The sequence below is a fragment of the Seinonella peptonophila genome (assembly GCF_900129355.1).
Lineage (GTDB): Bacteria > Bacillota > Bacilli > Thermoactinomycetales > Thermoactinomycetaceae > Seinonella > Seinonella peptonophila.
Genome location: NZ_FQVL01000012.1, coordinates 12,020 through 34,401, shown reverse-complemented (window position 1 = coordinate 34,401; position 22,382 = coordinate 12,020). Strand labels below are relative to the sequence as shown.

Here is a 22,382-nt window from a genome sequence, read left to right as displayed (position 1 = left end):
GCCGTCCCAGCGGTGAAAACAAAGTATGCTCTGCTAGGCTCCCTACTTTCGCTTGGTTTTCGCAACTTCGGTGAGCTGGGTGGTTGAAGATTTTACGTTACTGACCCTTTCCAGCAACAACCCCATATCTTCAGTTTTCAAAGAGCTACAACTATTCTAACAAAAAAAGTGGTTCTAAGCATCCCCGCAAAAGGGATATCGAACCACGTCCCATTCACCTCACCGCTTGTAGAAGCGGGAGTACTCTTGGACGAATTTGGATAGATTGATGAAAAACCTTCATTTAGATTATTAATAATCAAGGTGCTCAATGAAAAGTATAGCTCTTGTCTATAGTTGTGAAGGTGAGTTCACCTCGCCTTCTCCATTTTCGATCATGAGGGTGAAATCTGATGACTGTACTCTTAGAAATGAAAGATATTCACAAGGTTTACCCCAATGGTACAAAAGCAAATCAAGGTGTTGATTTAACTGTTCACGAAGGAGAAATCCATGCTCTTGTCGGTGAAAATGGAGCAGGTAAATCAACTTTGATGAAGATTCTGTTTGGATTGGAAACACCTACAAGTGGTGAGATCAGATATAAAGGGCAACCTGTCACATTTCAAGGTCCACGGGATGCGATCAAACAAGGGATTGGCATGGTTCATCAACATTTTATGTTGGTTCCATCACTTACAGTTTCCGAAAATATATTACTTGGTGATGAGTTAAGAAAAGGATTCTTTTCCTTGTTTCGAGATCGAAAAAGGGAATTGACAGAGGTAGATCAATTAATTCAGCGTTATACATTAAAAGTTGATCCACAAGCAAAAGTGGAGATGATCTCTGTTGGACAAAAGCAAAGAGTAGAAATCTTAAAAGTCCTTTATCGAGGCGCTCGATTAATTATTCTGGACGAACCAACAGCCGTCTTAACGCCACAAGAGACTGATGAATTGTTTCATTCGATGAAAGAGTTGGTTAAAGAAAATTATACGGTGATTTTTATTACCCATAAGTTGAGAGAAGTAATGGAAATATCTGATCGGGCAACAATTTTACGGGCTGGAAAAACGATTGAAACTGTACAAACCAAAAATTCAAGTCAAGAAGAGATATCGAAATTAATGGTAGGTAGAAATGTTTTGTTCCGAGTAGAAAAAGAGGAAGCAAAACCGAAAGAACCTGTGTTAAAAGTTAATCATTTAACTGTACCAGATGATAAAGGGTTAGAGGCAATTCGTAATGTTTCATTTCAAATTCGTGCTGGTGAAATTTTTGGCTTTGCTGGGGTTGAGGGAAATGGACAGACTGAGTTGATTGAAGCGATTACTGGATTAAGGAAAATAAAGTCAGGACAAATTGAATATCTCGGTCAAGACTTAACAGAAAAAACGGTTGCCCAAATTCGCGCAATGAAGATTGGACATATTCCAGAAGATCGGCAAACAACAGGTGCATGCTTAACTTCAACAATCTCCGAAAATCTAATTCTTGACTGTTGTCGAGCGAAGGAATATCGTCGTGGTCCATTCTTGGAACAGAAAAAAATCAAGGGGTTCTCACAGCAAATGATTAAGGATTTTGATATTCGTGTTCAAAATGAAGATGCATTGGCAGGATCATTGTCTGGGGGCAACTTGCAAAAAGTGATCATTGCTCGAGAGCTATCGAAAAACCCAAAACTATTAATTGCTTCTCAGCCTACACGTGGTGTTGATATTGGAGCCATTGAATTTATTCACCGGGAAATTATTAAAAAACGTGATGAAGGTACGGCGGTATTGCTCGTTTCAGCAGAGCTATCTGAAGTGATCAACTTGAGTGATCGAATTGGTGTTCTATACAACGGGGAGATTGTGGCGATTTTAGATAATTCTACGCCGTTATCAGAAGAAGAAATCGGTAGTTATATGTTAGGCATTAAAAGGCAGGAGCAAGAGGCGGTGGCTGAATGAATACAAGAAAAACGTTGACGTTAGAGTTGACAGGAATTATAGGCGCAGCACTTGTAGCCATTCTGCTGGGTATTATCATCATCTATATTGTAAGCGAGGAGCCATTAACAGCAATTCAATCACTACTTTTAGGTCCGATATCCAGTGCTTTTAACATCGGCACTGTTTTAAATAAGGCTGTTCCACTTATCTTTACTGGACTTGCTTTAGCGATTGTCTTTCAAGCAGGCGTGTTTAGCATGGGGGCAGAAGGACAGTTGTATATGGGTGCATTTGTTGGTGCTTTGGCAGCTCTTTATATTCCTGGATTACCTGTTTGGGTTCATTTACCAATCATTTTTCTTGCAGCAATCTGTGCAGGCGCAATTTTTGGAGCAATTCCTGGATTTTTAAAAGCATATCTAAATACAGATGAAATTGTTACCACATTAATGCTTAATTTCATAGCGATTCTTTCAACCTCTTATTTTGTAAATAATATTTTTAAAGACCCTGCAAGTGGTGGGTATGCGCGTATGCAATATATCGCTTCAGATCTGCGTTTAGGGCGGATTGTTGAAGGTTTTACTGCGCATTATGGGATCATCATCGCCCTTGCAACGGTGATTGTCATCTATTTACTCCTATATAAAACAAAGTTTGGTTACGAGCTGCGTATGGTAGGACAAAATAGTCGTTTTGCTCATTATGGCGGAATCTCAACTAAAAAAATCATCATTTTAAGTGTTGTAATTAGTGGTGGTTTAGCAGCACTTGCTGGGATCATAGAAATTTTAGGTGTTCATGGAACATTTAAAGATTATTTTTCAATCAATCTAGGCTTTGATGGAATTATAATCGCCTTACTAGCTCGCAATCATCCGTTTGGTGTGGCAGTGGCGGCCTTGTTTTACGCTTACCTGCAAGTTGGTGCCCAATTGATGCAAGGAGCTAGTGATGTTCCACGAGAATTAGCGGTCATTATCCAGGTCATCTTGGTTCTCCTTGTTTCTTCTCAAGCTATTTTTACATTTTTACGACAGAAATATCTTCTCAGGCAAGGGCGGTGAGATCAATGATTCAAGCAATTTGGGAGCAGGTATTAAATTTAACCCTTTTTGTTGTCTTGCTACGAGTAACCGTTCCAATCCTTTTATCCGCTCTTGGTGGCATGATTTCGATGGTCGGTGGCGTAGTTAATATCGGCTTGGAAGGGATTATGTTACTTTCTGCTTTTAGCTCAATTGCAGTTGGTGCAGCTACAGGTAGTTGGCTTTTAGGTGTAGTAGCTGGTGTTATCATTTCCATATTGGTTAGCATGTTGATGGGTTTTTTTTCCATCAAACTAAAGGTTGATATCATTATTGTTGGATTTGCTGTCAACATTCTTGGTTCAGGTCTAACCATTTTCTTAATGAACAAAATCTATGGATTGACAGGAAATTATTCACCAGAGCAGCTAAACCGTATTCCCTCTATTCATATTCCATTCATCGAACAAATTCCGATTATTGGAAAATTGTTAAGTGGACACAATTTAATGGTTTGGGTTTCAATCATAGCTGTTTTTCTTTGTTTGGTATTACTTTATAGAACGCCTCATGGTATTCATTTACGTGCAGTAGGTGAATCCCCCGAAGCAGCTGCATCATTAGGAATTTCTGTTGATCGGATGCAATTTATCGCCTTGGCATGGAGTGGATTGTTTGCTGGTTTAGCAGGGGCTTATCTATCAATGGGGATGACAAGTATGTTTGTTAAAGATATGACTGCAGGAACAGGTTTTATTGCTCTAGCAGTTGTGATGTTAGGCGGTAGTAATCCAGTTGGCATATTGATCGGTTCTCTTATTTTTGGATTAGGTAGTACGATTACAACTATTGTACAAACGATTCCTGGCAACCAAATACCCAGCCAGTTTGTGCAAATGATCCCATACGTAGTCACCATTCTTGCATTAATTATTCTAGCGATCCGAAAGAAGAAGAAGCAGCTTGAATTAACATCACAATCAACTACACAATCGTGAGGTGGAGAAAATGAAACCTGTTTTTATAGATGTAGATACCGGTGTGGATGATGCATTAGCTCTGTTGTTTGCGCTCCAAAGCCCCTTACTCGATGTGATTGGAATTTCAACAGTATCTGGAAATGTGCATGTTGATCACACTTATCGAAATACGCTTGCGGTATTAGATATTGCGCAAGCTCCAGATATCCCTGTTGCAAGGGGAATGGACGCTCCATTGATTCGTCCCTTACACACGGCTGCCGAGATACATGGGGAGAGCGGATTTGGTGATATCCAGTTGCCTGAAGTTGTGCGAAATGGTGTCGAAGAACATGGTGTTGATTTGATGATTCGTAAAGTGAAAGAGTCACCAGAGCCTGTTACTTTAATCCTATTAGGGCCTTTAACGAATATGGCAGTTGCACTTAAAAAGGAACCCTCTATTCAGGATAATATAAGAGAATTAGTAATTATGGGTGGCGCAGGCGCAAAGGGTGGAAATGTTACACCTGTGGCTGAGTTTAACATCTATGTAGACCCAGATGCAGCACATGTTGTCTTTTCATCAGGTTTACCCATTCGCTTAGTTACTTGGGATGTTTGTATGCAGGCAGTACTTCATCCAGAGGAAAATATGCAATTGAAGGAAACACAGACACCTGTTGCTCAATATGCATATCGTTTGATTCAATTTTTACGTGATAACAATGATGAGACTTTTCTCTGTGATCCATCTGCTGTCTGTGCTGTGATCGATGAATCAGTTATTCAGACAGAAGTGTTACCAGTGGAAGTGGAAACACAGGAAGGTTTGACTAGAGGGATGACAATTATCGATGTAAGACCATTTCTCCAAGTAGACCCAGCTGATCCCCGTCCAAAGCTTCAAGTAGCGATGAATATAGAAAGAGAACGTTTTAGCCAATTATTCATTCAAACATTATTACAACAGGGGTGATATCCATGCTTAAAGCTCGAAAAATCATACTAGATTGTGATCCTGGACATGATGATGCCATTGCTTTATTGATGGCAGCTGCTAATCCAAAAATTGAATTAGTAGGAGTTACAACAGTTGCTGGTAATTCGACCATCGAAAAGACGACTCTCAATGCGCAAAAAGTATGTGAATTAGCTGGTATTCATGTTCCCATTGCCCAAGGTGCGAGTAGACCACTTGTGAGAGAACAGGTGACTGCTAGCAGCATTCATGGAGAATCTGGTTTAGATGGGCCTTCACTCCCCACACCTACAAAACCACTTCTAGAAATCGATGCAGTCGATTTTATCATCCAAACGCTCTCACAATCAGATGAGAAGATTACATTGGTTCCTGTGGGACCCTTAACCAATATTGCATTAGCTATTCGAAAGGAACCAAAGATTCTAGATAAAATCGAGGAGATTGTCTTTATGGGTGGGGGTAGATTTGGAAACTGGACTCCTGCTGCTGAATTTAATATCTATGTTGATGCGGAAGCTGCACAGATTGTCCTCGATAGTGGTGTACCGATTACAATGGTAGGGCTTGATCTTACTCACCAAGCAATTGCAACCAAAGCGATTCAACAACAGATTGCTCAGATCGATCATAAAGTTGCTCGCTTTGTGGTCGAACTGCTTGAATTCTTTAGTGAAACATACAAAGAGGTATTTGGATTTGAAGGGGCTCCCATTCATGATGCATGTTGTGTAGCTTATTGTATTGACCCTGATGTATTCACAACTTCGCATCTGCGCGTAGATGTGGAAACCAATGGCCAGTTTACTTATGGCATGACTGTTATAGATCTACATGGTGTGACAAAACGAGCAGCAAATGTCCATGTCGCAATGGAATTAAATCAAGATAAATTTTGGAGCCTCATGCTGGATACACTTCAAAACTATCGCTAAAAGTAAATCATCTGGATCAAGGAGGTGTAGAGGCGCTTGTCAACAATTCGTGATGTGGCAGCTTTAGCAAATGTATCAATAGCTACTGTTTCAAGGGTGATCAATGAGAAGGGTTATGTAGATGTCAATACAAAAAAGAAAGTAATGGCTGCCATTCGTGAGCTACAATATGTACCCAATTCAGTTGCTCAGGTGTTAGCAGGAAAAAAGCTGAAAGGGATTGCAGTCATTATGCCAGACATTCAAAATCCCTTTTTTGCTGAATTAGCAAGAGCGATTGAAGATATGGCAAGACAGCGGGGATTTACCTTGTTTCTTTGTAACTCTGATGATCAGAGTGAAAAGGAAAAAGTATATTTAGATGTATTGAAAAGTAAGTCGATAGATGGGATTATCTTTGCATCGAATGCACTTGCTGAAGAAGAAATATATGAATTACAAAGACAAGGAATTCCAGCTGTACTGATGGATCGAGCATTTATCAATGAACAACGTGAATCCTCAGTTAGTGTAATTCGCACCCAAAATCGCCAAGGTGTACATCAGGCCATTCAGCATTTACGCTCTGTTGGTTGCGAAACGATCGCTCATATATACGGGCCTCAACATCTCATCACCGCAAAAGAGCGATATAAAAGCTATATTCAAGAAGTAGAATCTTTCTCATGGTTTGATCAATCCTTATTAGAACCAGGCTATTTTCAGATAGAAGGGGGTCGTCAGGCGGTTCGCAAATTGTTATTACGCCATCCAGAGATTGATGGGATTTTTGCTGGGAATGATATGATGGCAATTGGTGCATTAAAAGAGCTACGATGTATGGGAATCTCAGTTCCAGAGCAAGTAGCAATCTGTGGATATGATGGGATACAGCTTTCTCAGATAACAGAGCCAGAATTAACAACAGTTGTCCAGCCGATTTATGAGATGGGTAGATTGGCAGCGCAAATTCTCATTGAGAAGATAGGTGGAATTTCAGATCATGAAATTGTTTACGAATTAGAGGTTAAATTGGTTGAACGTGGTTCGACAAAGAGAGGTCGATTATGAAATGGTAGAGGCGAAAGTGCCCAAGATTGTCGTTGTTGGAAGTTTGAATATGGATATTGTTGTCGAAGCAGAGCGGGCTCCAGTTCAGGGTGAGACGATTTTAGGTGAGCGGGCTCATGTGATTCCAGGGGGGAAAGGCGCCAATCAAGCCGTTGCTGCTGCTCGTTTAGAGGCTGAGACTATTATGCTCGGTTCGGTGGGGAAAGATGATTTTGGCAATCAACTGATTCAATCCTTGCAAAAGGAAGGAATAAATATTGATCATTTACAGACATCTTCAACACATAGTACAGGGATTGCATCCATTTTGTTGTCTGAACATGATAATCGAATTATCGTGGTACCTGGAGCTAATCATCAATTTAAAATAGATGATGAAGATGTTTTCCGTAGTGTTATCGCTTCGGCTGATCTCTGTTTATTTCAATTAGAAATCCCTTTATCAACCGTTATTCGAGCGGTTGAAATTGCTAAAGAAGAAAATACAGAAGTCATTTTAAATCCCGCACCTGCACAAAAATTACCTGATTCTTTGCTGCAACAGATAGACTATATTACACCTAATCAAACAGAGTTGGCCCTTTTAACCAATCGGGAAAAAGTAGATGAGTCTGATTTATTTTCTGCGATGGAGCAACTTTTAACGATGGGACCGAAGCATGTGATTACAACGCTTGGGAAAGATGGAGTGGCTTATTTGACAAAAAACCAAGTTGGAAAAAGGATTTCGAGCCATCCAGTAAATGTTTTAGATACTACAGGGGCGGGTGATGCTTTTAATGCAGCTTTGGCAGTTGCAATTGCTGAGGGTCAAGAAATAGATCATGCCATCCGATTTGCAAATCGTGTGTCTGCACTAGCCGTAACAAAATTAGGAGCGCAGTCAGGTATGCCAAATCGGAAAGAGGTTGATGATTTTCAATAATTATTCGTTTAACTCCTTACAAATAAACACCAAGAATCGAGTAGATCGATTTTTGGTGTTTGTTATGTCGAAAGTTATATCGAGTAATCATTTGATGATACAAAATATTATGTAAGAAAGGAGTCTTTACTAAAATGAGAAAACTAGCCATTCACAAGTTGGCTAGTTTTGATAGGAATTTGGGTGAGAAACCACTCTATAGAGAGCGTAAAGCAACGATATCTAATCTGAAACGACAACCTTATTTTCTTCTTCCTGTATTTGTTCTTTATGTAGATATTCTGTGATCTGCTTTCGAAGCTCTCTTTCTACCTCTTCATGAGAACCATTTTCCGCCTTGGCGATGATTCTTAAACTGTATTCATTTGCATTGAGGGTTTGCACACCCACAACATGAGGTCCTTCTGTGATCACCTTCATTTGCTGTGCAAGTTGATCACAGATACTCTGAAGTGATTGAGTTGAATCATTTACATGAGTAGTAATAGGAAACTCTAGATCAACTAAGACTTGTTTATTTCCACGCGAATGATTGGTCAATGTTCTGACATCTCGGTTTGGAATAAAATGAAGATCCCCATTCAAATCGCGAAGTTTAAGCAAGCGAAGTCCCACTGCTTCCACGATCCCAGTAAAAGTAGCTACAGTTACTAATTCCCCAACTTTTACTTGATCTTCAATTAACATAAAAAAGCCAGTTACCATGTCACTTACTAAATCCTTTGCCCCAAAACCAACTGCGAGACCAAGTATTCCAGCACTTGCAACAAAGCCAGCTGCGTTGATATGAAACTGATCCAGAATGGCAACAATGGCGATAAAGAAGATTGTATAAAAGATAATATTGCTTAAAAGACTTTGAAGTGTAGTGAGGCGGTGCTGTGTATTTCCTCCTAAATGCTTTCCTTTATGTATTAGTAACCGATGAATCACAACTTTTAAGATGGCATAAAGAATAAATGCAATAACTAGAATAAGAGCTGATGTAATCAGAGATTTGGCTATTGGTGCCCATTGAAAATTCCATTTGGAAAATTGGAACATCTGGAAACCCCTTTCAGTATATAGATATGTAATGGTTCAAATGACGTTTATTGGAAGAATCCTTGAATTCCTATTTTATCGAAGGGTCTTAGAATTGGCAAGGGAATATTTGAACGAATAGTATAAAATTATGGATAATTTGCCATTAACCGGCTAGAAGAAGGTAGGTTTATATTGATCAAAAGATATGTAAACGATATTTTTCTAACAATCTTTCTGAAAGTGTAATCTCTCTAAATAAATGATCGTCGAAAAATCTTCGCAATGAAGTATTTTACTGTTCCTTTGACTCAGTCATACAGTAATAGGTTGAAGTTTGGTATAATAATAAAAGAAAAAACCCAGCAATTGTTCTGCTGGGTTAAGATAATGGTTTGTAGACATACACTTTCATTAGTCGGATGGCATATCACCGTAATGCATAATCATCACCTCCATTTCGTTTTCTTAATTCTAACTCTACCTCGAATTTTTTTGATAGAAAAGAATTGTATTCTACGGAGTCTTTTTCCTTCCAAATTTCACATAAGCGAAAGAATACTTCGTGCTGTTGGGATAATAAAGAATGTTGTTCAGTTAGCTCTTTTGTTTCCAAATATAATTCAATAGCTTCATTTATGTGACCCTGTTCAATAAGCGATTGACCGAGCGTTAAGAGAGCATCTACATAACGAACCATGTCTTTCGCAATTGCTTTTTCATTGATGGCAGTTTCGATAATCTTCTTCGCTTCTTCAGGTTTTTTCTGGATTAAAAATAATTTACCTAATTGATTGTATACAGGCAAGAATCCGTGTTTTTGCTTCACTTGCCCTTTTAGTTTTAAAGCAGTATTTAAAGCTGTTTTTGCCTCAGTAAATTTATTCATCGCCATTAGCGTTTTTCCTATTGTGAGCAGTAGTTCAACGGTGCGATAGCTCAACTTATTGATCCGAGCAATTCGCAGCCCTTTTTCTGCTGTTTCAAGAGCTTGAGAGTATAATTCATTCTCCATATGAATGGTGGCTTGTAGGTCATACATATTTGCAATCACATCAACATTGTGAATTTCATTTTCTCTTTGCCAGAGTTGGTCTAAAACAGAAGATGCTTTATCTCTATACCCTATTTTATTTAAATAAACCACTTTATTCATAAGTAATGAAAAAATGAGATGTTGGTTATATTCCGAACTCTTAATATATGTATAGATTCCTTTGTCTGTATAACGCAATGCATCAGCAAATCTGTTATTATAGTAGGAGATTTTACCTAGCTGATTATAACAAGATGATCGATAATTAAATGGATCAGATGAGGATTGTTTAATCAGTTCAAGTGCCTTTTTAAAATAGGGTTCAGCTTTTTCGGTCTCTTTCCCTTGTACAACATAGGCTCGTCCGCGTAGGAAGTATTTACTGCCTTTTAAATAATCTGTGTTGAGTTCGAGCTTTCTCAATTCCTGTAGACCTACTTGTGGCTCACCTAGGTCTATTAAATGCTCGATGTATGAGAGCTGCGTTTTAATCCAATAATCATTTTTTTTCTCTTCCTCAATGAGCCGCGGGATGCTAACATGATCGAACCCCATTTTTTGATAAAAATAGTTTCTCTTCTCATCGCTAACACCCTCAACACCTTTTTCAATATTAGAGATTGTGGAAGAAGAGATATTTTCATCAGCTAGGTCTTCTAACTTGAAACCTCGCTTTTTGCGTATGGTCCGTATGTATTTTCCAATTTCGATTAGCTCTTCTTTGGAAAAATTCATGATAGCCTCCAAAAAAAATTTTAATTCGTGATTTTACCGATTTCAGCACATATTGTTTGTAATAACAATGCGAATTGGTAATTCCAATTTGTTTTAGGGAATTTATTTCTTTTTCTGTTGGAATTCCAAAACAGGACAAAAATTTCTTTGTGATTTCAAAATTTGCTGTATTTATTAGTGCGTTCTATAATGTTATTAAAGGTAAAGAATGATAGAAAGATTGATAAATCCCAATTAGAAAGGATGTATCTTATGAGTTGGAAGCGAGTGTACGATAGTTTTAAAAGTAAAAATAGAAAGCAAAGCCAAAACCTTCCTGATAAATCCAGTTCAAATCTTCCTTCATCTACAGACTTAACACGAAAAACGAATTTAAAAGTAGAAGATAATAAGATTATATCAACTGCTCAACTATTAAATATTATGAGGAAAAAATAGTTAAATTATTAAATATGTTATGAAATCTATAGCCACTTTTTTATAAAAACTCTTCATCAAAGATGAAGAGTTTTACTTAGTGTTTTGAATATAGTCTATTGTTCGTTTTGAGTCAACCCGATCTCTGATAAAAAATTTCCTACTTGACCTATTCTTCATGACCCCAAACAATATTTCGATAGTTTACTGGGTCTGTATCTCCCTCGGTATTGATTACTAAAATGTTTGATGATAAATCGAGTTTTAACTGACTTCTGATCGATTCCCAACGATTATATGATAATAATTCATAGAGGAGTCCTAGTGGTACAGCTCCAGATTCTCCAGCGATTATTCTTGGATCTTCCTTTAGTGGATTACCTAAAACGCGCATACCTTTTTCACTCACTTTATCAGCACAGGAAAAAAAGAAATCACTTGTTGATTTTAAAATGGCCCAAGCAAATGGATTTGGTTTTCCACAAGCTAGACCTGCCATCATTGTTGTAAGATTGCCATATACTCTTTGGGGTAATCCAGATGAATGAAAGGCTGACTGATAAAAACAGTTTGCTTGTTCAGGTTCAACAATAATAAAGGAAGGAGGATCATTTGATATTTGATAAATAGCGGCTGCAATTGCCGCAGGAAATGAACCAACTCCAGCTTGCAGAATAACATGTGAAATTTGGTTGAAAGACTCTTTAGATAATTGCTCTTTGATCTCTCCAATTATGGTTAGATACCCTTGCATAATATGTATAGGAATCTCTTCATATCCTTCCCACGCTGTATCTTGAACCAAAACCCAACCGTTTTCCTTTGCAAGTTTTGCAACCATCTTTACAGTATCATCGTAATTAAGATCAGTCATTTCTGCTTGGGCACCTAGATTTCGGATTGCTTCTAAACGTGCAGATGCAGAACCTTTGGGCATAAAAATCCGAGCAGGTTGATGAAAGAGACTGGCAGCCCAAGCCACTCCTTTACCATGATTTCCATCAGTAGTTGTGGCAAATGTGGTAGTAGGTAGTGACTTTACTCGTTCAATCAAGTTTAAAAAATTGGTTGACGAAAGATCGATTGATAGTTGTTTGGCAAAATGTTTCGCAATTGTATATGTAGCACCTAAGGCTTTAAAAGCATTTAAACCAAAGCGTTTTGATTCATCTTTTACATATATTTTTCCGATACCTAATTTTGCTGAAAGTGCTTTTAGCTGGTATAAGGGGGTAGGGGAGTATTCTGGGATTGTTTTATGGAATCTATGAATATGATCAACAAGCCCAGGTTTGAAATGCTGAAATGCATCTGGTTTCTGAATCGTTTTAAACTGATTCTTCGTCCATTTCATAAAGTTTATCCTCCATTCAAAACAGTAATTCTTTATTATTATAGTAAACCTAAAGCGAAATATATCCTAATATTCTAAAAATATAAGATGAAATCAGTAAAGAAAACATTGCTGTAGCTTTCGAAGACAAATATGATGAGAAGGTATATCCGTTTGGATTTGTTAGAAAAGAAATCAAGATAAGTTATATCATCATCTAAAAGTGATGTTGGAGGAGATGTATGATGGGTTATGCTGTTGATTTGATTCGCAAAAGAAGAGATGGACTACCGCTATCTAAAGATGAGCTCTATTATTTGCTAAAAGGATATGCTGATGGAAAAGTCCCCGATTATCAAATAAGTGCATATTTCATGGCAGCCCAATTGTCTGGAATAAATGAAGAAGAACAACAGTTACTTCAGCAAGTATTGAAAGAGGTCGCTCAGCTAGAACGTGTTGATTTAAATAAATTAAGACCCAAAAATCAATGGATTTGTAAGAAAATAGCTGGTGAGCGCTTGGAGAAGAATGAGATTAAACAATTGATACAAGCATACATGAAAAAGGAAAGTGATATCCCTGATTATGAAATGGCTGCATGGCTAATGGCTGTTTATTTCCATGGTATGGACAAGGAGGAATTGGCAGATTTTACCAATTCGCTTGTGGATACAGGTGAGAAATTAGATCTTTCTGCAATCAATGGCGTTGTCGTAGATAAACATAGCACGGGTGGTGTTGGCGATAAAACAACCTTGATTTTGGGTCCATTATTAGCCGCTGTTGGCGTTCATGTAGCCAAAATGTCGGGACGAGGATTAGGACATACTGGGGGAACTTTAGATAAATTAGACGCGATTCCAAGTGTGCAGCCCACTGCAAAATTTAATACTGCTTTGTCATTGGATGAGTTTATTTCACTTGTTAATAAACAGAAAGTTGCGGTAGCTGGGCAAACAGCAGATTTAGCTCCAGGGGATAAAAAATTATATGCTCTGAGAGATGTAACAGGCACCGTTGAATCGATTCCATTGATCGCAGCTTCTGTCATGAGTAAAAAATTAGCCTCAGGGGCTCAAGCGATTGTATTAGATGTTAAAGTTGGGTCTGGGGCTTTTATGAAAACAGAGCAAGAAGCCTTATCCCTTGCAAAAAAAATGGTGAAGATTGGGACACATCTGGGAAGAAGAACCATAGCGGTGGTAACAGATATGGATCAACCGCTTGGATATGCAATTGGGAATGCTTTAGAGGTTCAGGAAGCAATTGAAATTCTACAAAATCAAGGGCCTGATGATCTACGTGAGGTTGTACTCGTTTTAGGGGTAGAAATGATGTGTCTTGCGAAGGATGTAACACCAGAGCAAGCACGAAATGAGCTTGAACGAGCATTAAGTAGTGGAGCCGCCTTACAGAAATTTAAAGACTGGGTGTTGAGTCAAGGAGGAGATCCTTCAGTAGTAGATGGAGCGTTGCCGCAGGCAAAATTTCAGCAAGTTGTTCAAGCAAAACAAGATGGCTTTATACAATCGATTCAAACTGAGGAAATCGGCTTCTGTACGATGAAATTAGGAGCTGGTCGTGAAGTAATGGAAGATCAAATTGATCCAGCAGTTGGAATCATCATGCATGTAAAAATCGGACAGAGAGTAGAAAAAGGAGATGTCCTATTTACATTACATTATAATGAATCCCAGCGATTAATAGAGGCTAAAGAGTTGGATTTGGATCGTTTGATCACACTCTCAAATGTCAAAATTGAAAGACCGAAATTAATTAAGGGCGTGATTATGCAATAATCTCTTCGCTTGCCAATAATCTTTTTATGTGTGTACAAAAGTGAAAGCGATTTGCTAAGCAAGAAGGTAGAATCGTAGCCTTGAACTACTACCACCTACAGAGGTGGTAGATTCCTGCGAACACCAGACCAACGTCCAGTTATCTTAGCAGGCTCTACCCGCCGTCCCAGCGGTGAAAACAAAGTATGCTCTGCTATGCTCCCTACTTTCGCTTGGTTTTCGCAATTTCGGTGAGCTGGGTGGTTGAAGATTTTACGTTACTGACCCTTTCCAGCAACAACCCCATATCTTCAGTTTTCAAAGAGCTACAACTATTCTAACAAAAAAAGTGGTTCTAAGCATCCCCGCAAAAGGGATACCGAACCACGTCCCATTCACCTCACCGCTTGTAGAAGCGGGAGTACTATTGGACGAATTTGGATAGAGCTGGTATGACAAATTGTCATCTCAGCCTTTTCATCAATATCCAAGCTTCTAGTCATTTGACCTCTACTATTTTTCTTAATTTCCATAATATCGGCAACATCAGATAACACAAACCAAAATTCATTATTCTCATCTACCATTGCTGGTAATTTCAAACCTTTAAACTCAAAATCAACTTCATTAACTACCTTCACTTTACTACCATTGTGCAATTGAATAATATTATTTTCCATATTTTTCACTCTCCGTTTCTCCTCCTCCCTGAAATAGAAAAAAGGCACTCAGAATCTGAGTACCTTTTTAAAGCCTACCAACAAGGGGGAGAGGAACCTTTGACGCTAAGGAGCTACCTTAACGCTTGGTAGGCTATGTATTTGGTTTTGTTCATTATGTGGGCGCCCCTACCAGTTGAAGAGGTTTTTACGTCAAGATAGATTAAAAGTGGTCTATTTTGTGCTATTCTAATTACAATCAGCCTATTTTCCATTCCCCAATCAGAAAGGAACTCTTCAATTAGGGGCTACCGTTTGTACTCTCGTTCAAACGGAACCGTATGCGGTTCAGATAGAGGAGATTCAGATGTTCCTTTTGGGTGTTCACCCCATCGTATTCCTTGGCTTCTGTGTGTTATTCAGTACCTTGTTCAGTATCCTCGTAGGAATCATCCGCTCGGGTACCATGAGGGCGAGGCACATCCTTACTGGTGCTTCCATCGGCACTATCTGCTTCGCGGGGGGATACACTGGGTTCTACCTGCTGTATCCCTACGGAATAATCTGTAGCAGAATCGGATTCATGGCGGGGACAGCCCTAATGGTCCTGGCATTAAAATTGGACAGAATGAAGAAAGAGAGGTAAGACAAGTCAGACTGACCTTCAGAAGGGAACCGAAAAGAAGGAACGACCAAAAGCAATCGCCCTCCGCAAGTTCGAGGGATGGGCTGCTTTTTGGTGGTGAAATATACTTTAAGACACCCAGAAAACCTGAGTGTCTTTGCCTATAAATAGAGAAATTATTAAATGTACACTTCTTCCACACTATCAATTTGTACAAAAGAATAAGAGAGAAGTGGAGTTGTATGAAAAGTGAATAGATCAGTTAAAACATGATATATACTTGTACTTTCAGTATCTCCTGACGTGACTTTTCTCGTATATTCTTTTATAAAAACTGTTTGATCTACTGTTTCAAAAGATAGAGTTACCTTATGATGTAGTTCAGGTATTGTTTCCGTAAGTGTAGCACTTATAACGGTTGTTTCTAATCGTTTTAATATCTGATTACTAGTTGGATTAAAGTCAAAATTAATGTACCGAACCATCGCATAATTTCTTGCACTTATTTCATCCGTATTCGAGATTTCATATTGAACTGGTGTCAGGTAACCTCCCTCTTCTTCACATTATCCATGATCATTTCAACTTCTGATAATACATCCTCTTTTCAACTTCAGATATATGGAAAAAATTAAGGTGTTTGCTGAGGTTATTAGGTCAAGTGGCATTTCTAATATATTCATATTCCTGGAGCAATCTATCAACAAAAATATTTTAAGATGTGCGACATAACACCAAAATTCATTTTTGACTATCAGAATTAGAAACTTTCCTGTTCTGCACCCCAATCACACATCGCCTTTAAGATCGGATGCAGCGTTTTACCTTTTTCGGATAAAGAGTATTCCACTTTTGGTGGGATTTCTTGATAGATTGTCCGATTGATTAATCCGTCTCTTTCTAACTCACGAAGTTGTTTTGTTAGCATTCCCTGCGTAATATGGTTGATCATTCGTCTCAACTCACCAAATCGCTTCGTCCCTTCCTCTGATAAGATAAATAAAATCAATAATTTCCACTTGCCACCGATCATGCTCAAGGTTGTTTCGACTGGATAGTGAGATTTTTTTTTCACTAGTTCCATCACTTCTTCCATCTGTACTTTCAATGAAAGCTTAATCTATTATAAGGATTCCCGTAAAGGCACCAAAAAATTCAGATTATTGATACATGTCTGTGAGTAGCTATGATGTATTTTCCATACTCCTGAGCATCCTTGCGAATCTCTGCATTTGTGAGATCATCGATGCCATACAAGGTATACGAGGGAAGAAATGTTCCTTGACAACGAGTAATTGTTGCTTGAATCGGTTTTAGATACTCATCAATTGTAAACCAATCGTACGCACCTGCACGATATGCATCTTTGGCTCCTCCAGATGTAATAGCTACTATAAATTCTTTTCCTTTCAATTTATCTCCATCTTTTCCATATGCCCAACCATATGTCAATACATCATCAAACCATTTTTTGAGGAGTGGAGGACAACTATACCAGTAGAATGGAAATTGTAAGACAATACGGTCATGTTTTAATAGTAATTGCTGTTCTTTCTCTACATTAATGGTCCAATGAGGATATTCCTGATAAAGCTGATGAATGGTAACTGCTTGAATTTTTTCTAATTCGATTACCCGTTGTCGATTACCTCTAGAAATCGAAAGGTTTGGGTGTGCCACTATAACGAGAACTTTCATAACGATAACCATCCTTTCAAAATAAACTTTTCATATACAAGTTAATTATCCATGGTTCTGAATTGATTGAAAAGCACTTATTTATTTCGTACTAAGTACTATTTTTAGTACTATAAGTGATACTAGAAAATCTATTCCAATAGTATTCTTCCACTTTTCGATTTTGGGATAAGGTTGCAGTTTCGAGGAAAGTTGAAACCACTTATAGGAGGGATGTCCGAGATAAGGGATCTCCGCACATTCATATGTTCATAAAGAAAGAATACGATTGGGGTATGTGAGTAAAATTCCGAGGAAATATTGCGAAGGAACAATTTACACATGTCCAGACTAGAAGCTGTTTCAAAATAGATAAATTACAATTTGTCTGCAATCCCTTCTGAATAAGGTTGATGTAATTGTCAAAAGGTAACCTTAAGGTTGTGGTGCAAGAAATCGAAGAAATAAAAAAGCCAGTTTCTCTCTGTTAGGAACGAGAACTAAGCTACCAATTCAAAGAGTTTTGTATAACTTTGTCAGGGACAGAGGTAGATAGGGACTGAATTTGTCTTTTTTTGATCATGTGCAAGCCTTCAATCCCTTTGAGTGTACGGGTAGCCGTTTGGAAAAATTGGAATTTCAACATCGGACGTATGAGCTTTTTAATGAACCGATGATCCTGCTCCACTATGTTGTTCAAATACTTGATTTGCCTAATTCGAATAGTGTTTGGAAGCGCCTTCTCTGCTTGTAACTTTGCTATTGCAGGAGAATAAGCAGCATTATTGTTAACCATAATAGACTCGTGGAATCTGCGTATGAGAGGAGCGTAAAGCTTTGCGAAAGAAGCGCTTCGCTGCTTTTCGACTAAGGTTGGCACAAAGTAAAAAATGATGGTATTTCCTTCGGAATCCACAGCTCGATAGAGATATTTCCATTTCCCCTTCACCTTGATGTAGGTTTCATCCACTCTCCATGAATCGTTGGTGAGCCTCAGATGACGCCGTAGGCGTTTATAGAGCTGAGGTCCATATTCATGTACCCTTCATGTACCCATCTCATAATCGTCGTTAGGGCTCAATTCATGACATCATCATACATACGCCATTGAACAGCACTGGCCATTTGGCGATAGGTGGCTTCTGGAGTTGCATCATATTGGTTCCCATTGCCATGATCGCAGTAAGCATGGAATAAAGTTTCTGACAAAATTTTTCCGCTTCAGGTGAAGCTACCTTTTCCAATCTCTGTACATGCAGGCTACGGTCCTCAAAAGTCGCATCTTCTAATCGATAAAAGTCATTGAAAAAAAGTCTAACCGCTTTCGTAATGTTTCGGTTCTCTCTTATTTGTACTGTAATCCTTGGGACAAAGGGGAACCGTGTTGTTCGACGAGGTCGCTGCGTTGCTCGGTCCTGAGAACGAACCGATATTTAGCAGGTGATGATCGTGATTGCAATTTGGAGACAATCCGTTTATTATGGATATCATAGATCCATATTGATAGGTTCATTAGAAAGGAGAAGGGAGCCATGCAGTTCTCCAAAAGTACAGATTACGCTCTACATGCTTTGCTTCATTTGTGTCTCTCGGATCACGGCAACAATATTGGAATCAAGGAATTATCTGCAACACTTGGCGTTTCTGAAAGCTATTTATCCAAAATCATGTCCAAGTTGAGACAGGATGGAATCGTGCGCGCGGTACCGGGGATGAACGGGGGTTATGAGCTGGCACGATCGGCCGAACAGATTACTTTTCTGGATGTGATTCAGGTGATTGAAGGAAGACAGCATCTGTTCGAATGTTCGAATTCGAAATCACAGCAACATCGTTTGTTAGTGGAAACGGAGACTGCAGAACAGGAATGTCCCCAATGTATTATTGAGGCAGTGATGGACGGGGCGGAACAGCATCTACATCAATACTTACAGGAACACACCATTCAGTCTGTACTGGATGAGGCTTTCAAACGTTGTGATCATGAGGCTAACAAGAAGTGATACACTTCTTGTACTTTAATTATGGACAATATAGATCCGTGGAGGTAATTGATTATATGGATAAACAAGTACTCGATGTGGCGATTATTGGCGGAGGTCCGGCAGGCTTAAATGCCGCTCTCGTGCTGGGGCGGGCAAGGAAAAACGTGGCGGTGATCGATGAAGGCCGTCCTCGAAATGCAGTGACTCGCGAGGCTCACGGGTTTCTCACTCGCGACGGTATAAGTCCCAGTGAATTTCGGCGAATTGCGAGGGAAGAGATCAGCTCCTATCCCTCCGTGTCTTTCATAGCGGATACAGCCGTGTCCATAGCAGGCACGGACGGCCATTTTCAAATTGTGACTGCACAAGGAAACACATTCTCAAGCAAAAAGCTGCTATTTGCTGTTGGGATGAAGGATCGGCCGTTGAACATTCCAGGACTGGCAGAGGTCTATGGGAAAAGTGCTTTTGTCTGCCCATATTGTGATGGCTGGGAATTAAGAGACAAGCCGCTTGTCGTCATTACCAAGGGGACTGAGCTCATGCATTTCGCACCATTGATTTCCGGATGGACAGATCATTTTACAATCTGCACGAACGGCCCTGATGAGCTGACGGATGAGGAACGGAAGGCGTTACAACGGAAAATAGCCCTATACGAATCGCCGATACGGCACATTGACTCTAATGACGGAATCGTACGGGAAGTCATTCTTGAAGACGGAACGACGATTCCATGTAGAGGCATCTTTTTTAAGCCGGATCTAGTTACAGGATCAGACTTGCCACGAACCATTGGGTGTGAGATCGCGGAAACGGGAAATGTTGTTGTCGATACCTTCGGGAAAACGAATGTTTCGGGCGTCTATAGCGCCGGGGATGTGATATCGCGATTTCATCAGTCCATTGTTGCTGCCTCTAATGGCGCAATTGTTGCAGGGGCCATTAACAATGAATTGAATACAGAATCTTGGTGGCGAAAAGGATGAACATTTTTGAAACATGAGTTACATGATATTCAATCAATATTTTTGATGGATTTACCAAATAACGGGAAATAACAATCCCAGATAATAAAAACTGAGGAGTGGAAAAAACGCTGAATTTTTCGGATAACGTTTCATCGGCATCAATTGATTTAAAAAGCCTCAAACGCGGTCCTATCATGTTCGCCCTCATCGTCGGAATGTTTGTTGCCGTTTTGAATAAGACACTGATGGGTAATGCCTTACCCGAACTGATGAAAGCATTCGACATTTCCGCAGCGACGGTTCAGTGGTTGTCTACCGCTTACATGCTCGTTATCGGTGTTCTGATTCCGGTGACGGCTATTTTGCAGTAATGGCTCACGACTCGGCAAATGTTTATGTCGGCGATGAGCTTTTTCTTCGTTGGCACGATCATCTCGGCAGTGACGCCAGACTTCGGGGTTCTACTGGCCGGACGAATTATTCAGGCGATTGGCGCCGGCATGTTGCTACCTCTTACGATCAACACGATCATGGTCATCTTTCCTCCGGAAAAGCGGGGAGGCGCAATGGGGATGTCTGGGTTCGTTGTTGTGTTCGCCCCGGCGGTTGACCCGACTGTATCAGGACTGATAGTCTATAGCTTCTCGTGGCGCTGGTTGTTCTATCTTGTGTTGCCATTGGCATTCCTCGTCATTATTGTTGGAGCCGCTTTGAACTGGTGTCAGTGTAAAATTCGATTCCTTCACTTATTATTTTCATTAAAAAAATTTCTTTGGCAGGAAAGTGAGCACAGAATGCATCTTTCGATAAATTAGCCTTTGTTACAATCTGATTAATGGTCATATTTCCGTATCCTTGTTCAGAAATGAGTAAAATCCCTGATTCTATCAATTTATTCAATGTTCGTTCCCTCATTTTTTGATGTTTCATTCATTAGCTCCTTATTTTGTAATTGCTATTATTGATATTAGCATATAAGTGACTTATAATCAAAAATAACCGACTAGTCGGTATGTAAAATTACATCTTAAACATTTTACTTCTTAAGGAGCAAACATCATGGCAAAAAAAATAGTATTTTTATTTGTATGTATCTTCCTTTTGAGCGCTTGTAGTGATTCAGAGATTGAAATGCCGGAAAGTGCTGAGGTGATCGAGAACTTTAAAAAGGCAGTATTGATGGAAAACTTGGGTGAACTAGAGAGTTCTCTTTCTCCAGATAAAGATGTCGAAATTGAAACTAAGTATTTAAAGCAGCTGATAAGCTATTACAAAGAAGAACCAAAGGAATTTGATGAACTGATTAGTCTTTTATTTGCTCAACAATCATTATTAGATCAAGAATCAAACTCATTTCAATCAAATGAATTGCTCAGCACCACCTCTCCTGATCAAATATTGAATGCAGGAAGCCTATATTTAAAAAAGGAAGAGGGTATATTTTCAGATAGCTATCTGATCGGAGTGCGTCCGCATTATATTTTTATAAAAACAGAACCAAGCAATGCAAACATCAAAATTGAGGGAAAAGATGTCCACACTACCACTAAGCAAGGCGAAGTATTTAAATACGGACCTGTGATGCCAGGCATTTATCAAATAGAGGGTTCTAGAGAATATCCTTATCGTAAAGTAACGGAGAAAGAAGAAGTAAATTTTTTAAAAGAAAACAGGAAATCCATGTCAATCGAAGCCAATCTAACACTAAAAGAAATAAAAGATCCAAAGCCACTGATGCAACAACTAGTAAAACATGCAATGTATGTAGCATTAGAGGTGCATAATGAGAATCCAGATCCAATACGATTAAGTGAATATACAGGGAAAAAATGTGGACTGAAAGACAATGAAATCAGTTGTAATTCATTCGGTTTTCGAGTAGGAAAACAGTTAACCTATCCACTTACATTTAAGCCCAGTGGCGTTTTTTATGTAGGCATTTCAAAAGCAAAAGATAAGTCAAAAGATCTTCATGATCAACTTGAAAGCGATTTGGAAAATAGTGCTGTGGGTGTTCGTATTTTAGTTCCTAAAGGAAGTATCATAAAAGGCACAAGCACCTCCAATTTACTCGATGTTGAGCTAGAACGTTATTCCGATACAAAAAAATTATTTTCTGATTATAGTGCCGATAATTTAAGGCATACATCGTATAACAATCTTGAAGAAGCAAAAGCAGATTTGGCCTATTTAGACGGTGTAGAATGGTTTACAGTACAAGTAAATTCCAAAACAGATGTTACGATTAAATAAATTGCTTTGCTACATCAAATAACCGCTGTTCAATTATCAAAATGACTTGAGTGTACGTCGGCTCGAGTCATTTTTTATTATGCAAC

The 22,382-nt window shown here is 38.9% G+C and carries 22 protein-coding genes and 1 pseudogene; 14 read left to right on the top strand and 9 right to left on the bottom strand.

Features of this window, described 5'->3' with window-relative positions:
• Positions 1–392 precede the first annotated feature (392 nt).
• Genes BUB71_RS15265 through rbsK form a run of 7 tightly spaced genes read left to right on the top strand, consistent with a single transcriptional unit; the run spans position 393 to position 7,801 of the window.
• The gene (locus BUB71_RS15265) at positions 393–1,940 is read left to right on the top strand and encodes an ABC transporter ATP-binding protein (protein ID WP_073156631.1); all 1,548 of its coding nucleotides are present in this window, start codon (positions 393–395) and stop codon (positions 1,938–1,940) included.
• Complete coding sequence (locus BUB71_RS15260) at positions 1,937–2,989, top strand: ABC transporter permease (protein ID WP_073156627.1); 1,053 nt, start codon at positions 1,937–1,939, stop codon at positions 2,987–2,989. The genes BUB71_RS15265 and BUB71_RS15260 overlap by 4 nt, the downstream gene beginning before the upstream one ends.
• A 5-nt stretch (positions 2,990–2,994) precedes the next feature.
• Entirely contained in the window at positions 2,995–3,948 is a 954-nt protein-coding gene (locus BUB71_RS15255) for an ABC transporter permease (protein WP_073156623.1), read from the top strand.
• Positions 3,949–3,958: 10 nt separating this feature from the next.
• A complete protein-coding gene (locus BUB71_RS15250; RefSeq protein WP_073156618.1) occupies positions 3,959–4,888 on the top strand; it encodes a nucleoside hydrolase in 930 nt (309 codons plus the stop codon).
• A 5-nt stretch (positions 4,889–4,893) separates the two neighbouring features.
• Positions 4,894–5,826 (top strand): nucleoside hydrolase, encoded by a 933-nt coding sequence (locus BUB71_RS15245; RefSeq protein WP_073156615.1) that lies wholly within the window; start codon positions 4,894–4,896, stop codon positions 5,824–5,826.
• Positions 5,827–5,862: 36 nt separating this feature from the next.
• Positions 5,863–6,876 carry a LacI family DNA-binding transcriptional regulator gene (locus BUB71_RS15240; RefSeq protein ID WP_073156611.1) on the top strand — a complete coding sequence of 338 codons (1,014 nt, stop codon included), beginning with the start codon at positions 5,863–5,865 and terminating at the stop codon, positions 6,874–6,876.
• 1 nt (position 6,877) lies between these two features.
• A complete protein-coding gene (rbsK, locus tag BUB71_RS15235) occupies positions 6,878–7,801 on the top strand; it encodes a ribokinase (protein ID WP_073156606.1) in 924 nt (307 codons plus the stop codon).
• A gap of 222 nt (positions 7,802–8,023) precedes the next feature.
• On the opposite strand, the gene BUB71_RS15230 is transcribed toward rbsK, so the two are convergent.
• Positions 8,024–8,845: a mechanosensitive ion channel family protein gene (locus tag BUB71_RS15230; protein WP_084731663.1), complete on the bottom strand. Its 822-nt coding sequence runs from the start codon at positions 8,843–8,845 to the stop codon at positions 8,024–8,026.
• A 409-nt stretch (positions 8,846–9,254) separates the two neighbouring features.
• Positions 9,255–10,595 carry a helix-turn-helix domain-containing protein gene (locus BUB71_RS15225; protein ID WP_073156603.1) on the bottom strand — a complete coding sequence of 447 codons (1,341 nt, stop codon included), beginning with the start codon at positions 10,593–10,595 and terminating at the stop codon, positions 9,255–9,257.
• A gap of 252 nt (positions 10,596–10,847) precedes the next feature.
• On the opposite strand from BUB71_RS15225, the gene BUB71_RS15220 reads away from it, so the two are divergent.
• Complete coding sequence (locus BUB71_RS15220) at positions 10,848–11,033, top strand: hypothetical protein (RefSeq protein ID WP_073156599.1); 186 nt, start codon at positions 10,848–10,850, stop codon at positions 11,031–11,033.
• Between the two features lie 148 nt (positions 11,034–11,181).
• Here the strand turns inward: BUB71_RS15220 and BUB71_RS15215 are convergent, their stop codons facing one another.
• Complete coding sequence (locus BUB71_RS15215) at positions 11,182–12,366, bottom strand: diaminopropionate ammonia-lyase (RefSeq protein WP_073156595.1); 1,185 nt, start codon at positions 12,364–12,366, stop codon at positions 11,182–11,184.
• 221 nt (positions 12,367–12,587) lie between these two features.
• Here BUB71_RS15215 and BUB71_RS15205 point away from each other — a divergent pair, with 221 nt between their 5' ends.
• The gene (locus BUB71_RS15205; RefSeq protein WP_217653565.1) at positions 12,588–14,147 is read left to right on the top strand and encodes a thymidine phosphorylase; all 1,560 of its coding nucleotides are present in this window, start codon (positions 12,588–12,590) and stop codon (positions 14,145–14,147) included.
• Positions 14,148–14,521: 374 nt separating this feature from the next.
• On the opposite strand, the gene BUB71_RS15200 is transcribed toward BUB71_RS15205, so the two are convergent.
• The 5 genes from BUB71_RS15200 to BUB71_RS15175 form a co-directional block, all read right to left on the bottom strand.
• Positions 14,522–14,806, bottom strand: coding sequence for a BRO family protein (locus tag BUB71_RS15200; RefSeq protein WP_245815662.1), 285 nt, complete (start codon positions 14,804–14,806; stop codon positions 14,522–14,524).
• 783 nt (positions 14,807–15,589) lie between these two features.
• On the bottom strand, positions 15,590–15,895 hold the full coding sequence (locus BUB71_RS15190; RefSeq protein WP_073156583.1) for a hypothetical protein: 306 nt from the start codon (positions 15,893–15,895) through the stop codon (positions 15,590–15,592).
• A 275-nt stretch (positions 15,896–16,170) separates the two neighbouring features.
• A complete protein-coding gene (locus BUB71_RS15185) occupies positions 16,171–16,494 on the bottom strand; it encodes a winged helix-turn-helix transcriptional regulator (protein ID WP_073156579.1) in 324 nt (107 codons plus the stop codon).
• A gap of 71 nt (positions 16,495–16,565) precedes the next feature.
• Positions 16,566–17,108, bottom strand: coding sequence for an NAD(P)H-dependent oxidoreductase (locus BUB71_RS15180; protein ID WP_073156572.1), 543 nt, complete (start codon positions 17,106–17,108; stop codon positions 16,566–16,568).
• Positions 17,109–17,592: 484 nt separating this feature from the next.
• Positions 17,593–18,084: an IS6 family transposase gene (locus BUB71_RS15175; protein WP_084731661.1), complete on the bottom strand. Its 492-nt coding sequence runs from the start codon at positions 18,082–18,084 to the stop codon at positions 17,593–17,595.
• 535 nt (positions 18,085–18,619) lie between these two features.
• Here BUB71_RS15175 and BUB71_RS15170 point away from each other — a divergent pair.
• The 4 genes and pseudogenes from BUB71_RS15170 to BUB71_RS20070 form a co-directional block, all read left to right on the top strand.
• Positions 18,620–19,090, top strand: coding sequence for an RrF2 family transcriptional regulator (locus BUB71_RS15170; protein WP_073156563.1), 471 nt, complete (start codon positions 18,620–18,622; stop codon positions 19,088–19,090).
• Positions 19,091–19,146: 56 nt separating this feature from the next.
• A complete protein-coding gene (locus tag BUB71_RS15165) occupies positions 19,147–20,061 on the top strand; it encodes an NAD(P)/FAD-dependent oxidoreductase (RefSeq protein ID WP_073156559.1) in 915 nt (304 codons plus the stop codon).
• Positions 20,062–20,159: 98 nt separating this feature from the next.
• Positions 20,160–20,414 (top strand): hypothetical protein, encoded by a 255-nt coding sequence (locus BUB71_RS20075; protein WP_073156556.1) that lies wholly within the window; start codon positions 20,160–20,162, stop codon positions 20,412–20,414.
• 18 nt (positions 20,415–20,432) lie between these two features.
• Positions 20,433–20,693, top strand: a pseudogene (locus BUB71_RS20070) (MFS transporter); the annotation flags it as partial.
• A gap of 43 nt (positions 20,694–20,736) precedes the next feature.
• On the opposite strand, the gene BUB71_RS20065 reads toward BUB71_RS20070, so the two are convergent.
• A complete protein-coding gene (locus BUB71_RS20065) occupies positions 20,737–20,973 on the bottom strand; it encodes a TetR/AcrR family transcriptional regulator (RefSeq protein WP_073156550.1) in 237 nt (78 codons plus the stop codon).
• Between the two features lie 129 nt (positions 20,974–21,102).
• Here BUB71_RS20065 and BUB71_RS15145 point away from each other — a divergent pair, with 129 nt between their 5' ends.
• Positions 21,103–22,296, top strand: coding sequence for a TcaA second domain-containing protein (locus BUB71_RS15145; protein ID WP_073156547.1), 1,194 nt, complete (start codon positions 21,103–21,105; stop codon positions 22,294–22,296).
• Positions 22,297–22,382: the final 86 nt, after the last annotated feature.